Origin of the sequence: Pantoea sp. (genome assembly GCF_039594315.1) — a bacterium.
In the GTDB taxonomy this organism is placed as follows: Bacteria; Pseudomonadota; Gammaproteobacteria; order Enterobacterales; family Enterobacteriaceae; genus Pantoea.
The window spans coordinates 1-13,886 of the sequence record NZ_JBCNNP010000010.1; the positions used below are offsets into that span (position 1 = coordinate 1).

At 54.8% G+C, this 13,886-nt stretch carries 14 protein-coding genes, 1 tRNA gene and 1 pseudogene; 9 read left to right on the forward strand and 7 right to left on the reverse strand.

Going from position 1 to position 13,886, the window contains the following annotated elements:
* From groEL to ABDW13_RS09150, 3 genes and pseudogenes are all read right to left on the reverse strand, one after another.
* Nucleotides 1-167 (reverse strand): annotated as a pseudogene (gene groEL / locus ABDW13_RS09140) (chaperonin GroEL); the annotation flags it as partial.
* Between the two features lie 46 nt (nt 168-213).
* Nucleotides 214-507: a co-chaperone GroES gene (locus ABDW13_RS09145; protein ID WP_100704387.1), complete on the reverse strand. Its 294-nt coding sequence runs from the start codon at nt 505-507 to the stop codon at nt 214-216.
* Between the two features lie 192 nt (nt 508-699).
* The gene (locus ABDW13_RS09150) at nt 700-1,152 is read right to left on the reverse strand and encodes an FxsA family protein (protein ID WP_343552237.1); all 453 of its coding nucleotides are present in this window, start codon (nt 1,150-1,152) and stop codon (nt 700-702) included.
* A 376-nt stretch (nt 1,153-1,528) separates the two neighbouring features.
* Here ABDW13_RS09150 and aspA point away from each other — a divergent pair, with 376 nt between their 5' ends.
* The 5 genes from aspA (at nt 1,529) to ABDW13_RS09175 (ending at nt 6,997) form a co-directional block, all read left to right on the forward strand.
* Entirely contained in the window at nt 1,529-2,965 is a 1,437-nt protein-coding gene (aspA, locus tag ABDW13_RS09155; RefSeq protein ID WP_343552238.1) for an aspartate ammonia-lyase, read from the forward strand.
* A gap of 117 nt (nt 2,966-3,082) precedes the next feature.
* Nucleotides 3,083-4,384 (forward strand): anaerobic C4-dicarboxylate transporter, encoded by a 1,302-nt coding sequence (locus tag ABDW13_RS09160; protein WP_343552239.1) that lies wholly within the window; start codon nt 3,083-3,085, stop codon nt 4,382-4,384.
* Nucleotides 4,385-4,467: 83 nt separating this feature from the next.
* Entirely contained in the window at nt 4,468-6,168 is a 1,701-nt protein-coding gene (locus ABDW13_RS09165; RefSeq protein WP_343552240.1) for a protein-disulfide reductase DsbD, read from the forward strand.
* 66 nt (nt 6,169-6,234) lie between these two features.
* Entirely contained in the window at nt 6,235-6,813 is a 579-nt protein-coding gene (locus tag ABDW13_RS09170; protein ID WP_343552241.1) for a transcriptional regulator, read from the forward strand.
* 108 nt (nt 6,814-6,921) lie between these two features.
* Nucleotides 6,922-6,997, forward strand: a tRNA-Phe gene (locus ABDW13_RS09175).
* Nucleotides 6,998-7,085: 88 nt separating this feature from the next.
* Here ABDW13_RS09175 and ABDW13_RS09180 read toward each other — a convergent pair.
* From ABDW13_RS09180 to ABDW13_RS09190, 3 genes are all read right to left on the reverse strand, one after another.
* Complete coding sequence (locus tag ABDW13_RS09180; RefSeq protein ID WP_343552242.1) at nt 7,086-7,385, reverse strand: helix-turn-helix transcriptional regulator; 300 nt, start codon at nt 7,383-7,385, stop codon at nt 7,086-7,088.
* Complete coding sequence (locus ABDW13_RS09185) at nt 7,372-7,737, reverse strand: type II toxin-antitoxin system RelE/ParE family toxin (RefSeq protein WP_343552243.1); 366 nt, start codon at nt 7,735-7,737, stop codon at nt 7,372-7,374. Before ABDW13_RS09185 ends, ABDW13_RS09180 begins: the two co-directional genes overlap by 14 nt.
* Nucleotides 7,738-7,992: 255 nt before the next feature.
* Nucleotides 7,993-8,910, reverse strand: coding sequence for a DMT family transporter (locus ABDW13_RS09190; protein WP_343552245.1), 918 nt, complete (start codon nt 8,908-8,910; stop codon nt 7,993-7,995).
* Between the two features lie 238 nt (nt 8,911-9,148).
* Here ABDW13_RS09190 and ABDW13_RS09195 point away from each other — a divergent pair, with 238 nt between their 5' ends.
* Genes ABDW13_RS09195 through ABDW13_RS09210 form a run of 4 tightly spaced genes read left to right on the forward strand, consistent with a single transcriptional unit; the run spans nt 9,149 to nt 12,477 of the window.
* Nucleotides 9,149-9,988: a transporter substrate-binding domain-containing protein gene (locus tag ABDW13_RS09195; protein ID WP_343552246.1), complete on the forward strand. Its 840-nt coding sequence runs from the start codon at nt 9,149-9,151 to the stop codon at nt 9,986-9,988.
* 4 nt (nt 9,989-9,992) lie between these two features.
* Complete coding sequence (gene pxpB, locus ABDW13_RS09200) at nt 9,993-10,703, forward strand: 5-oxoprolinase subunit PxpB (protein ID WP_343552247.1); 711 nt, start codon at nt 9,993-9,995, stop codon at nt 10,701-10,703.
* Nucleotides 10,700-11,686 (forward strand): biotin-dependent carboxyltransferase family protein, encoded by a 987-nt coding sequence (locus ABDW13_RS09205; RefSeq protein ID WP_343552248.1) that lies wholly within the window; start codon nt 10,700-10,702, stop codon nt 11,684-11,686. The genes pxpB and ABDW13_RS09205 overlap by 4 nt, the downstream gene beginning before the upstream one ends.
* A 20-nt stretch (nt 11,687-11,706) precedes the next feature.
* Nucleotides 11,707-12,477 carry a 5-oxoprolinase subunit PxpA gene (locus ABDW13_RS09210; RefSeq protein ID WP_343552249.1) on the forward strand — a complete coding sequence of 257 codons (771 nt, stop codon included), beginning with the start codon at nt 11,707-11,709 and terminating at the stop codon, nt 12,475-12,477.
* Between the two features lie 35 nt (nt 12,478-12,512).
* Here ABDW13_RS09210 and ABDW13_RS09215 read toward each other — a convergent pair whose 3' ends face one another.
* Nucleotides 12,513-13,715 (reverse strand): pyridoxal phosphate-dependent aminotransferase, encoded by a 1,203-nt coding sequence (locus ABDW13_RS09215; RefSeq protein ID WP_343552250.1) that lies wholly within the window; start codon nt 13,713-13,715, stop codon nt 12,513-12,515.
* Nucleotides 13,716-13,886 lie beyond the last annotated feature (171 nt).

Consider the following 13,886-nt stretch of genomic DNA (forward strand, 5'->3'; position numbering starts at 1 on the left):
ACAGAAACACCATCTTTGGTGATGGTCGGTGCACCAAAAGATTTATCCAGAACCACGTTACGGCCTTTCGGGCCCAGGGTAACTTTTACTGCATCTGCCAGTACGTTTACGCCACGCAGCATTTTTACGCGTGCGTCATTACCGAATTTTACGTCTTTAGCTGCCATTTCAAATATCCCTTAAATTCGTTTCGTTCAGTGAATTACGCGTAAATTACGCTTCAACAACCGCAAGGATGTCGCTTTCGGAGATGATCAGAACTTCTTCGTTATCGATTTTCTCGGTTTTAGCACCGTAGCCTTCGCTGAAAATCACCAGATCACCCACTTTCACGTCCAGTGGTTTAACGTCGCCGTTTTCCAGGATGCGGCCCTTGCCAACAGCCAGGACTTCACCACGGGTAGATTTACCCGCAGCTGAACCGGTCAGCACGATGCCGCCAGCTGATTTAGCTTCAACTTCTTTACGCTTGACGATGACGCGATCGTGCAATGGACGAATTTTCATTTGATAGCTCTCCTTTGAGAAGTCCAATCATTCATTTTTGGGGTTGAACCGGACTGCATGGCTTCCGGCCTCGTGCTGGAAGAGATAGGGGCGATAAGTGGGCTTTCAAGGGCAAAAAATATAAATATTTTCGTTTTTGCAACAGATGGCGAAAAATGCAGCAAAAAGGCGGCTAATGCCGCCTTGTTTAGATTATTGGTCCTTGTCGTGGCCTATTTTATCCTGGTCCTTACGCTCGAACTCGCCGTCCATGGTGAAGCCGCTATCCGGTCCCGCACCAGGACCGCGCCACACGCGCAGATGCGGCATCAGTTTCAGCGTTAGATGTTTCTGCACCGGTGGCAGCAACAGCAGCAAACCGAGGAAATCGGTGAAGAAACCCGGCAACAGCAGCAGGAAGCCAGAAATGATCAGCGAAACGCTTTTGGTCATCTCCGCCGCTGGGCTTTCATTGCGCGCCAGCTTCTCCTGCATCAGCCGGAAATTCTTCATGCCCTGATTTTTCACCAGCGACACACCGATACATGAGGTGAAAATTACCAGCAACATGGTGAGCAGCACGCCCAGCGCATGCGCAACCTGGATGAAGATGGAGATCTCAATCCAGGCCAATACGAAAAATATCACTAACGGTAACCAGCGCACCGAATTCTCCTGTGTGTTGGAGCTGCCCGGCAAATTTGCCAGACAGCAGAAAGGGATGGTCTGCATGACCGTATTGATAGAGATGGGCATCTGGACTGGAAATTTCAACCGATCCTGCCAAATTAATCTGTCAGACTTAAAACTGAGAACTACATCACATATCGTTATTACCGCTGGGCCAGTAAATGCCCGTAAAGTGATCTGTGCACAAACAATTCTGTAACAACAGAATATGATCGTGCCCGCCAGCCCGAAGATGGATAAAATGTCGGTGCTGACATTCCACGACAATATAATCGCTTCACCTGCACGTTATTTGCCGCCCGTCCATGCGAACGCCCGGCAGTAACAAGGCAGCAATAATAAGAAGGTAATCATGGCGAATAACATTCGTATCGAAGAAGACCTGTTAGGCATGCGCGAAGTTCCGGCAGACGCTTACTACGGTGTTCATACTCTGCGTGCGATTGAGAACTTCTACATTAGTAACAACAAAATCAGTGACATACCCGAATTCGTTCGCGGTATGGTGATGGTGAAGAAAGCAGCCGCGCTCGCCAACAAAGAGCTGCAAACCATTCCTCGCAACATTGCAAACACCATTATTCAGGCCTGTGATGAAGTACTGAATAACGGTAAATGCATGGATCAGTTCCCGGTTGACGTCTACCAAGGCGGCGCGGGCACCTCGGTCAACATGAACACCAACGAAGTACTGGCGAACATCGGACTTGAGCTGATGGGCCACCAGAAAGGTGAATATCAGTACCTCAATCCCAACGATCACGTGAACAAGTGTCAGTCGACCAACGACGCTTATCCTACTGGTTTCCGTATCGCGGTTTACGCCTCGATTCTGAAACTGCTCGATGGCATCAGCCAGCTAAGCGAAGGTTTCCAGCGCAAGGCGGTTGAGTTCGAAAATATCCTGAAAATGGGTCGTACCCAGTTGCAGGATGCAGTGCCGATGACGCTGGGCCAGGAGTTCCATGCGTTCAACGTGCTGCTGAACGAAGAAACCCGCAGCATCCTGCGCACCGCTGAACTGTTGCTGGAAGTGAACCTTGGCGCCACTGCCATCGGTACACGCCTCAACACGCCGGATGGTTATCAGCAATTAGCCGTGCAGCGCCTGGCGGAAGTCAGCAATCTGCCGGTGGTACCTGCGGAAGATTTGATCGAAGCCACCTCCGACTGCGGCGCTTACGTAATGGTGCACTCGGCGCTGAAACGTCTGGCGGTGAAACTGTCGAAAATCTGTAACGACCTGCGCCTGCTCTCTTCCGGTCCGCGCGCTGGCCTGAATGAAATCAACCTGCCGGAATTGCAGGCCGGTTCATCGATCATGCCAGCCAAAGTTAACCCGGTAGTGCCGGAAGTGGTCAATCAGGTGTGCTTCAAGGTGATCGGCAACGACATCACCGTCACCATGGCGTCCGAAGCCGGCCAGTTGCAGCTTAACGTCATGGAACCGGTGATTGGCCAGGCGTTGTTTGAATCCATCAGCATCTTGACCAACGCCTGCTTCAACCTGCTGGAGAAATGCGTCAACGGCATCACCGCCAACAAAGCGGTGTGTGAAGCTTACGTGTTCAACTCAATCGGCATCGTTACCTACCTCAACCCGTACATCGGCCATCACAACGGCGACATCGTCGGTAAAATTTGTGCTGAAACCGGGAAGAGCGTACGCGAAGTGGTGCTGGAGCGCGGTTTGCTGACCGAAACCGAACTGGACGATATCTTCTCCATCCAGAACTTGATGCATCCGGCCTATAAAGCCAAACGTTATACGGACGAAAACGAACAGTAATCCGCTCCGGATCAAGTTGCCAAAAGCACGCCCCGATACAATGCGGCGTGCTTTTTTCATTTTGGCGGCTACAACTTTAAGAGTCGAAATTGATCAACGACTCAGGGAGCGGAACGAATGGTAGTAATGGAATTGATTATTGTCCTGCTAGCGATCTGGCTCGGTGCGCGTTTAGGCGGCATCGGCATTGGTTTCGCTGGCGGATTAGGTGTGCTGGCGCTGACGCTGTTTTGCGGCTTAAAGCCGGGCGCGATTCCTTTCGATGTGATCGAAATCATCATGGCGGTGATCGCCGCGATTGCCGCGATGCAGATCGCGGGCGGGCTGGATTATCTGGTGGGATTGGCGGAGCGCCTGCTGCGCCGTCATCCGCGCTACGTCACCTTCCTCGCGCCGCTGGTCACCTACTTAATGACCTTGCTAGCGGGCACCGGCCACACCGCGTTTTCAACCTTGCCGGTGATTGCTGAAGTGGCAAAAGAGCAAGGCGTGCGCCCTTCTCGTCCGTTGTCGATTGCGGTGGTCGCCTCGCAAATTGCTATCACCGCTTCGCCGCTGTCGGCTGCGGTGGTGTTTTTCGCCTCAATTCTTGAACCGCGCGGCGTAAGTTATCTGGCGCTGCTTGGCGTGGCGATCCCTTCCACCATGGCCGCGATTTTCTGCGCCGCCATCTTTACCAGCTTCCTGGGTAAAGAATTGAAAGATGATGAAGTTTACCAGGCACGCTTAGCCAAAGGTGAAGTGAAACTGCGCGGCGAGCAGGTTTATGACATCAAACCCGGCGCCAAACGCGCGGTGCTGTTGTTCCTGATCGGCATTGCAGCGGTAGTGCTGTACGCCACCGCGATCAGCGACAGCGTGGGCTTGATCAGCAATCCGGTGCTGCCGCGCAACGAAGCCATTGTGGTGTTTATGCTGACGGTTGCCACGCTGATTTGCCTAACCTGCAAAGTGGACACCGGCGAAATCCTCAGTGCCAGCACGTTTAAATCCGGCATGAGCGCCTGTATCTGCGTGATGGGCGTGGCGTGGCTGGGCGATACCTTCGTCAAAGCGCATCTGACAGATATCCAAACGCTGGCGGGCGACATGCTGCAAGGTTATCCGTGGATGCTGGCGCTGGTGCTGTTCTTCGCCGCCACGCTGCTTTATTCGCAAGCGGCCACCACCAAAGCCTTGATGCCCGCCGCGTTGATGCTGGGCGTTTCGCCGCTGGCGGCGATTGCTTCGTTTGCTGCGGTTTCAGCGCTGTTCGTACTGCCAACCTATCCAACCTTGCTGGCGGCGGTTGAAATGGATGACACCGGTTCAACCCGCATTGGTAAGTACGTCTTCAATCACTCGTTTATCATCCCCGGCGTGTTGGCAATAGCCTTCTCCGTGGCGTTCGGCTTCCTGTTTGGTAGCTTGATTTTGTAGCGCCGTTACATCCTGAAAACCTCGTGGCGAGGCGGCCGTGCTATCATCGCGGCTTATTCGCCACCGGAGCTGATTCATTGGTTATGGCCGCACGACTTTTCCGCCTCGCAGGTTTGTGCCTGACGCTGGTTTTCTGCCTTTCGGCGCAAGCCTCCCTGTTTTCACCCAACAACAACAGCCGCTTTGTGCCGGTTGATCAGGCCTTTGGCTTTGATTTCAGCCAGCAAGGTAATCAGCTTACGCTGAGCTGGAAGGTGAAGGATGGCTACTATCTCTATCGCCAGCAAATTCATGTCACGCCACAAAAAGCGCAGATCGCGCCGCTGGCGTTGCCACCCGGCCAGCCACATGAAGATGAGTTCTACGGCAAAAGTGAAATCTATCCGCAGGATTTAACGCTGCCGATTACGCTGCATCAGGCCGATAACGGCGCAACTCTTACCGTTACCTATCAAGGCTGCGCGGCAGCGGGATTCTGTTATCCACCGGAAACACGTTCAGTGCCGTTAAATGCTGTTGCCGCCAATGCTGATGCGCCCGTTGTCAGTGCACAGCCGACAAATCAATCTACGCCGCTGCCATTTTCTCCGCTGTGGGCGCTGCTGATTGGTATTGGCGTGGCCTTCACGCCTTGCGTATTGCCGATGTATCCGCTGATCTCCAGCATCATTTTGGGTGGCCCGCGCCGCTATTCGGTGGGTCGCCTGTTCGCGCTGGCGATGGTGTATGTGCAAGGCATGGCGCTGACCTACACCGTGCTCGGCATGGTGGTTGCCGCCGCCGGATTGCGCTTCCAGGCGGCGCTGCAACACCCTTACGTGCTGATTGGCTTGTCGGCGCTGTTTATGCTGCTGGCGCTGTCAATGTTTGGCTTATTCACGCTGCAACTGCCTTCCGGTTTGCAAACGCGCCTCACGCTATGGAGCAATCGCCAGCAAGGAGGATCGCTACCGGGCGTGTTTATGATGGGCGCGCTGGCGGGATTGATCTGCTCGCCCTGCACCACCGCGCCGTTGAGCGCTATCTTGCTGTACATCGCGCAAAGCGGAAATATGTGGGCCGGTTCGGGCACGTTGTGGCTGTATGCCTTCGGCATGGGCTTGCCGCTGATTGCCGCAACGATGTTTGGCAACAAGCTGCTGCCAAAAAGCGGCCCGTGGATGCAAACCGTCAAAGAAGGTTTCGGCTTTGTGATTCTCGCGCTGCCGGTGTTCCTGCTGGAACGCGTGATTGGCGATGTCTGGGGTTTACGCTTGTGGAGCCTGCTCGGCGTGGCGTTCTTCGCCTGGGCCTTCAGCCTCAGCCTGCGCGCTAACGGTAAATGGCGCGTGCTGCCGATCATCATGCTAGGTGCGGCGTTAATCGTCGCGCGTCCATTGCAGGATTGGGCGTTTGGCAGCAGCAATAACGCGCAAACCGTGGCGCATCTGCCTTTCCAAAGCATTGCCAGCAGCGCCCAACTGGACAGCGCGCTGCAACAGGCGCAAGGCCGCATCACCATGGTTGATCTGTACGCCGATTGGTGTGTGGCTTGCAAAGAGTTCGAGAAGTACACCTTTAGCGATGATGGCGTGCGCAGCGCGCTGAGCCAGGTGCAACTGCTGCAAGCCAACGTTACGGCCAATAACGCGCAAGACAATGCGTTGTTACAGCATCTGCAAGTGTTGGGTTTACCGACCATTTTGTTCTTCGATGCGCAAGGCAAAGAGATCCCCAATTCACGTGTTACCGGTTTCCTCAACGCCGCCGATTTCCGCACGCATTTGCAGAATTTGCCGCGTTAAACGACACTGGTCTCAGGACACTGCCCGTTCGTGCGCGAGCGGGCCCGCATTCCAGAGGAGAGTCACTTGCACCGTGAACAGATACTCGAGCATGCGTTGAATGTGCTCGAACAAAGCGGCCTGGCCGCCACCACATCATTAACCCAGCTTGCGGGTGAAACCGGCCTTGATAGCGAACACCTGATGCGATTCTGGCCCGATCGTGATGCCCTGCTGTACGACGCGCTGCGTTATCACGGCCAGCAAATTGATAGCTGGCGCCGCCAGATTCAGCTCAACGAACATCTCAGCGCCGAACAAAAATTGCTGGCGCGCTATGAAGTGCTCAGCGAACACGTCAATAAAGGCCGCTTCCCCGGCTGTTTGTTCATCTCCGCCTGTAGTTTCTATCCGCAGCCCGATCACCCGGTGCATCAGTTGGCCGAGCAGCAAAAGCGCAGTTCCTGGCAATTTACCCATGAAATTCTGGTCGATTTAGCGCTGGATAATCCCACCATGGTGGCGGATCAAATGGAGTTGATTCTCGAAGGTTGTCTGAGCAAATTGCTGGTGAAACGCAACGTGCAGGATGTCGCCACCGCGCGGCGACTGGCGGAAGATGTGCTCGGCATCGCGCTGTGCCGCAAAAACGGTGCGCTGGCGTAAGGTTTTTATCCTTCTTGTCTGAAAAGCAAGCAATCAATCACGATTGCTACGCTTTTTTGACGAAAGCCGTTGACGCCTGTGAGCCATTAGGGTTTAATGCGCCCCGTTGCCCGGATAGCTCAGTCGGTAGAGCAGGGGATTGAAAATCCCCGTGTCCGTGGTTCGATTCCGCGTCCGGGCACCAACATTCTGAAAACCCAGCTTATGGCTGGGTTTTTGCTTTTCTGCGTTCAGAAAAAGATGCCAGTTCTCTTCTGCCATCTTTCCCCTTTTTAAATTTCAAAGATTCGTCCATCTCCGGTGGGCAGCTCAACATTTAGGCTAAGCTTGCCACCCAATGCTTCCACGTATTTTTTCAAACTCGACAGTTTAATCTCATCACCTCGCGCCTCAATCGCTGCGATAGCCGGTTGGGAAATGCCCATCTTTTCCGCTAGCTGCATTTGAGACAGCTCCATCTCTTCCCGTAACTGGCGCAGGCGGATCTCAATAATTTTCTGTTCAGCTTTATTTTTAATGCGCTGCTGGGACTCAGGAGAACGCTGCGCAATCAATTCTTCAAGCTTTGGCATCAGTTAACTCCTTTAAATGCTGTTTATACTCTTTGTCGGCCAGTTTGATCATCAATTGATAAAAACGCCGCTGGTTCAAGCCTGTTTTGTCACCTGCACAAAGAACAACCGCCTTCCTCACAGGATCAAATGCAAAGAAAGCGCGAATAGGGCGACCATTGCTTTGAATACGCAGCTCCTTCATGTTGGCGAATTGAGAGCCAGAAACAGTATCTACATCTGGCCTTCCTAACATTGGGCCAAACACTTTAAGTACTTCAAGACTCGCCAACACATCCTCTACCATTTCGTCATCTTGCTCCTGCAACCATGCAGCGAAACGCAAGGTGGTTACTACTTCCCAATTGTTCAAAATCCCCTCTCATAACCTGTAGTTTATATTCTTAGCATATAAACCAGAAGTTATATTTGTAAGGATGATTTACATCATGAATTTTGACCAACTCTGAATTCGCATTTCTGAAATGCGGGGCCAAACAGAAAAAAAAGCAAACCGCCTACAGTTTGCAAGCTGCTTGCTTTTGATTTGCTTCCATAAAGTCCCTAATCAAGGACTTCGTGTTTGTAACGCGACCTAATGTGCAATATTGAGCACTTTACCCACGCTTCAAGACCGCAGCACCATTGCCACTTTCCTTTGCCGATTCTCGCGCCACACTGTAAAGATTCCCGCCAACGCCACAATCGAGGCGCCCAACAATGTGGTGCTGCCCGGTAAGCTATTCAGGAACAAGTAGCCAATCAGCATCGACCACACCAGCGTGGTGTAATCAAACGGTGCCAGCAGCGAAGCATCGGCGTAGCGCAGGCTGAGCGTCACCAGAATCTGTGCCAGCCCACCAAATAAACCGCATCCCACCAGCAATAACAACTGCAATCCGCTGGGTTTGATCCAACCCAACAGCGCCGTCGCCAGGCCGATAAAAGTGGTCATCAGCGAGAAATAGAACACAATCGCGCCCGGCTTTTCGATGCCGTTAAGGAAGCGGATTTGCACGTTGGAGGTGGCAGTACAGAGCGCCGCAATCAGCGCAAACGCCACGCCTAAACTGGTTGTCGCATTACTGACGTTGCCAGAGAAAACGCCGCCGCTCGCCGCCAGGCTGGAAGAGAGCATGATCAAAATGCCGGATAACCCCACCACCACCGCCACCCAACGCGATACGCGCACACGCTCTTTCAACAGCAAAGCCGCCATGATTACGGTAAACAGCGGCGCGGCGTAACTGAGTGCGGTGGCATCGGCCAGCGAGATATACACCAGCGCCAGATAGTTAAAATACATGCCGCCGGTGCCGGAGAAGCCGCGAATCAAATGTCCAAATAGATTGCGCGTCTTGAGGTTATCCAATACGTTGCCCTGCATTTTTAGCCATATCAGCAGCGGGAACAGCGCCACAAAACTGCGGAAAAAAATCACCTCGCCGGTGGGAATCGCGCCGTTCAGTCCCTTCACGCAAGCCAGCATCAAGGTGGCACACAACGCGGCCAATATTTTCAGTAACACGCCAAGACGGGCATTCATCGCTTCATTCTCTAAGAGGACACGCGCTTAGCGTGGCGAGAAGCATGCGCGCTGGATAACACTTTTTTGCTCTGCCCGAATAGAAAGAACTTATAGACCCCAGCCATATAATTTCGCTATTGCATGCAAGGGTTTCCCTCTTTTTCCCCGCAAAACAAACTCGCTATAGTCCAGAAAAGCCGTATTTCAGGCGCTCCGTCCCGGTGACGCCGTGGTATTCATCATTGAGGAAGTTCACATGACCATGAAAAGACGTACCACCATCGGGCTGGCACTGCTGCCGCTGCTGGCTGTTTCGGTTGCACATGCCGACATGATGGCGAACATCAAATCCAGTGGCGAACTGAAGTGCGCGGTCTATTCCGACGTACCGCCCTTCTCTTCTCCTGATCCGAAAACGCGCCAGCTAGCCGGCATGGATATCGATCTGTGTAACGCATTGGCGAAGCAGATGAACGTCAAACTGACGTTAGTGCCGACCTCAGTGGAAGCGCGCATTGCGGTGATCGCCACCGGTCGCGCGGATGTGTTGATCGCCAACCTCGCTTACACCAAGACGCGCGGCAACCAGATTCAGTTCAGCGATCCCTATTACGTTGCTAAAGAGATGCTGCTGGTGAAAGCGCCGCTGGCCGATCAGCCACTGAGCTACTTTAAAGGCAAACGCATCAGCGCCACCAAAGGCACCACATCAGAGCAGTCGATCCACATCAAAGGCGGTAAAGCGGTGACGTTCCAGGATACGGCCTCGGCCTTCCTCGCATTGGAACAGAACAAAGCGGTTGGCTTCGTCACCAACACCATGACCGGTATCAAAACCATTTCACAGGCGAAAAAAGACGGCATCGATCTGGCGATGATCAAAGAGCCAATGGCACTGGAACCGATTGGTATCGGCATGAAACGGGATGAACCGGCGCTGCTGGCCAGCGTGAATAGTGGCCTGAAAGCCATGGACGATGACGGCACCATCGACAAAATCTGGGACACGTGGATTGGACCGAACACCGAATACAAAATGGTGCGTGAAGAGCGCGTGCAGCCGCTCTCCAGCCTGAAATTTGAACCACTGGAATAACTTCATGCCCGTGATGTCGCACTCTGATATCCAGCCCGCCAGCGCACCTGCGCTGGCTTGTTCCTCAAACATTCGGCTCTCCACCATTGGCGCGCGCGCCTGGTTGGTGGAGGCGCCAGGCGGATTCGATCTGCCAGCGCAACGCCGCATTTGGTCGCTGGCGCATCTGCTGCAAACCGATGATCAGATTGAAGCGCTGATCCCCGGCGTCACCAACCTGCTGGTGCTGTTCCGCCAGATCCCCAGCGATGAACGTGCAGTGCGTCAGTTACTGCACGAGGCATGGGATCAAGCCCAAGCGAGCGGCCCGCAAGGCAAGCTGATCGAAATTCCGGTGCATTACGGCGGCGAACATGCCACCGATCTTGATGTGGTCTGTCGTCATACCGGTTTGAGCCCACGTGAAGTGGTGCGTCGCCATCATCAAAGCGAATACACCGTATTTGCGCTCGGCAGCGCGCCGGGCTTTGGTTATCTGCACGGTTTGGATCCACTGCTGGCCACGCCACGCAAAAAAGTACCGTCGCTCAGCATGTTGAAAGGCACTGTCACCATCGGCGGCGCGCAAGCGGGCGTCTCGGCATTAACCGGGCCAAATGGCTGGAACGCGATTGGTTTCGCTGAACTGGATGTGTTTGATCCGTTGGCCGATTCCCCCGCGCTGATGGCACCGGGCGATCGTATTCGTTTTCTGCCGCAGAGGATTGAACTGTGATTGAGATTGAACAGAGCGGCGCGCTGAATACGGTACAGGATCTCGGCCGCTTTAATTTCCGCCATATCGGCGTATCGGTCAGCGGCGCGATGGATCCGCTGGCGCTGCGGGCGGGCAATGTGCTGCTCGGCAATGAGGAAAACGCGGCGGCGATTGAAGTGCAGCTGTTTCCGTTTCGTCTGCGTTTTCTGCAAGACAGCAGCATCGCCGTCACCGGCGCAGATTGCCGCGCCACGTTGGATGGCGCGCCGTTGCCGCCGTGGTGGGGCTGCGGCGTGCGTGCGGGACAAGTTCTGGAGTTGCGTTATCCGCGCAGCGGCGCGCGCGGTTATGTCTGCATCGCTGGTGGGATTGATGTGCCGTTGGTGCTGGGTTCGCGCAGCACCGCGCTGCGCGGCGGCTTCGGCGGTATGGAAGGACGTCCGTTACAGCGCGGCGATCGGCTGGCACTCGGCCCAAGTCGCGGTCCGGCGTTGCCGCTCAGCGGCATCGGCATTGAACCGCCCGATAGCGCCTTACGCGACTACTTCCCGCGCAACCGCGCGGGTGAAATTCAATTGCGCGCCATTCCGTCCGGCGAATATGCGCTGTTTGCCGCCGATGCCGCGCGCTTCTGGCAGCAATCGTGGCAGATCTCCAATCAAAGTAATCGCACCGGCTATCGACTGACGGGCGATCCGATCTTTCCTTCTGAAACCGTTGAAATGCGATCGTACGGATTGATCCCCGGCATTGTGCAAGTCCCGCCGGGCGGTGAACCGATCATCCAGCTTAGCGATGCCAATACCGCCGGCGGTTATCCGAAGATCGCTGGCATCATCGAGCAGGATCTGTGGCGACTCGGCCAGCTGTTGCCGGGCCAATCGATCCAACTGATCCAAAGCGATGCCCACGAAGCCATCGCCATCGAACATCAAGTGGCGTGCTGGTTGGATCGGCTGCGTCTCAGTTGCCCGCCGTTGCGCAAAGCACTGACCGTTTAATTCTTACAAGGAACTCAACCATGAAGATTGATGTGAATTCCGACATGGGCGAAGGCTTCGGCGTTTATCAGTTGTGCGATGATGCCGCGCTGATGAAAGTGGTGTCATCCGCCAATATCGCCTGCGGGTTTCACGCCGGCGATCCGGCGATAATGACCAACATGGTGCGACTGGCTAAGCAACATGGCGTTGGTATTGGCGCGCATCCCGGCTTGCCAGATCGTCAGGGATTTGGCCGCCGCGAATTGCCGTTCAGCGCAGAAGAGATCTGCCAGCAAGTGGCTTACCAACTCGGCGCGCTGATGGCGATTGCCCGCGCAGAAGGCACCAAGGTGGCGCACTTCAGCTTCCACGCCGCGATGGGCAATATCGTCAATCGCGATGCCGCCCTGGCGCAGCAAGTGATGGCGTTGGTAGCGCGCATTGACAGCGATCTGATTGTCTTCGCCCAGCCCGATACGCTGATTGAGCAAGCCGCGCAGGCCGCTGGATTGAAAACGCTGACACTGTTTCTTGCCGACCGCGCTTATGATGCGCAAGGCCGTTTAGTGCCGCGCGGTATGGCGGGTTCGGTGATCAAAGATGAAGCGGCGTTGCGTGCCCGCGTGCGTCAGTTCTTGCAGCACGGCACGGTAATTACGATTGAAGGGGAAGAGATCACGGTACGTGCGCGTTCGATTCTGGTTCACAGCGACACGCCGGGTTCATTGGCGCTCGCCAGCATCGTGCGCAGTGAAATCGAAGCCTGCGGCCATCAGGTTGCGCCTGCGAGCGAAGTTCTTGCCCAATAAAAAATTGCGCCGCTACCTAGCGGCGCAAATCTGCTTTACACGCAACCACCACAAAACGCCGCAATGCGATCGCATCCCGCCTGCAAACGTTCCATGCTGGTGGCATACGACAAGCGCACAAACGGGCTCATGCCATATGCCGCGCCCTGCACCGTCACCACATGCTGTTCTTCAATCAACGCCAACACAAAATCCGCATCATTGTTGATCAACCGACCACCGGCGCTGGTTTTGCCGATATAACCGGCGATATTCACAAACAGATAAAACGCGCCCTGCGGCTTATGGCAACGCAAACCATCAATCGACGTCAGACGTTCCAGCACGTAATCACGACGTTCGCGGTAGATGCGCGCGCGTTCCTGCAACAGATCCTGCGGGCCTTCCAGCACCGCCACCGCCGCTGCCTGCGTTAAAGTACAAACGCCACCGCTGTTCTGGGTATTTACGTTGCTCATCGCTTTAATTAACGCTGCCGGGCCGCCGCAGAAACCCAAACGCCAGCCGGTCATCGAGTAGGCTTTCGACACGCCATTCACCGTCAACACGCGGTCATACAGACGCGGCTCAACCTGCGCCAAAGTATAGAAGCGCACATCGTCATAAATCAGATGTTCGTAGATATCGTCGGTCATGATCCACACCTGCGGATGGCGCAGCAGCACCTCGCCCAGCGCTAGCAGCTCAGCCTTACTCGCCACCGAACCGGTGGGATTGCTCGGATAATTGAGCAGCAACCATTTGGTTTTATCGGTGATCGCCGCATCCAGATCCGCTGGCAGCGGCTTGAAACCGTTCTCCTGCGCGCACGGCAATGCCACTGGCACGCCACCGGCGAATTTGACGATATCGGCATAGCTGATCCACGAAGGCGTGGGGATCACCACTTCGTCACCTGGATTGATGGTCGCCATAATGGCGTTAAAGATGATCTGTTTCGCGCCGCCCGCCGTCAGGATCTGGCTGACGTCATAATCCAGCTGATTGTCACGTTTGAACTTGAGTTGGATCGCCTTGCGCAGCGCTGGCGTGCCATCGGTCGGCGGATAGCGCGTATCTCCGGCGCGCGCGGCGGCGTAAGCGGCTTCAATCGCGTGTTCCGGCGTCGGGAAATCCGGCTCGCCGGTGGAAAGCGTCACCACATCAATCCCCTGAGCGGCGAGGTCGCGCGCCTTTTGGGTCATGGCAACGGAGGCAGAAACGGTGACATTCTTTAATCGATCGGCAATCTCGGGCATGGGTTAATCCTGGCTCTGTGTCAGCAAAAACTGTCCTCAGCAAGCTGAAGACGCGATGTTTAACAGAGAATAAATTTTTGCCCGAAGCGGCGGTTAATAGCGCTTTGTTGTGGCGATATAACACAAAACAATGGTTAAACCGCGCCGCCCGCCTGGCTGCACCAGATAAGT

Excerpts from the sequence above, each read along its gene's own strand:
- ABDW13_RS09145 (WP_100704387.1), bottom strand. The coding sequence starts at position 507 with ATGAAAATTCGTCCATTGCACGATCGCGTCATCGTCAAGCGTAAAGAA.
- aspA (WP_343552238.1), top strand. The coding sequence starts at position 1,529 with ATGGCGAATAACATTCGTATCGAAGAAGACCTGTTAGGCATGCGCGAA.
- ABDW13_RS09160 (WP_343552239.1), top strand. The coding sequence starts at position 3,083 with ATGGTAGTAATGGAATTGATTATTGTCCTGCTAGCGATCTGGCTCGGT.
- ABDW13_RS09165 (WP_343552240.1), top strand. The coding sequence starts at position 4,468 with ATGGCCGCACGACTTTTCCGCCTCGCAGGTTTGTGCCTGACGCTGGTT.
- ABDW13_RS09180 (WP_343552242.1), bottom strand. The coding sequence starts at position 7,385 with ATGCCAAAGCTTGAAGAATTGATTGCGCAGCGTTCTCCTGAGTCCCAG.
- ABDW13_RS09190 (WP_343552245.1), bottom strand. The coding sequence starts at position 8,910 with ATGAATGCCCGTCTTGGCGTGTTACTGAAAATATTGGCCGCGTTGTGT.
- ABDW13_RS09195 (WP_343552246.1), top strand. The coding sequence starts at position 9,149 with ATGACCATGAAAAGACGTACCACCATCGGGCTGGCACTGCTGCCGCTG.
- pxpB (WP_343552247.1), top strand. The coding sequence starts at position 9,993 with ATGCCCGTGATGTCGCACTCTGATATCCAGCCCGCCAGCGCACCTGCG.
- ABDW13_RS09210 (WP_343552249.1), top strand. The coding sequence starts at position 11,707 with ATGAAGATTGATGTGAATTCCGACATGGGCGAAGGCTTCGGCGTTTAT.
- ABDW13_RS09215 (WP_343552250.1), bottom strand. The coding sequence starts at position 13,715 with ATGCCCGAGATTGCCGATCGATTAAAGAATGTCACCGTTTCTGCCTCC.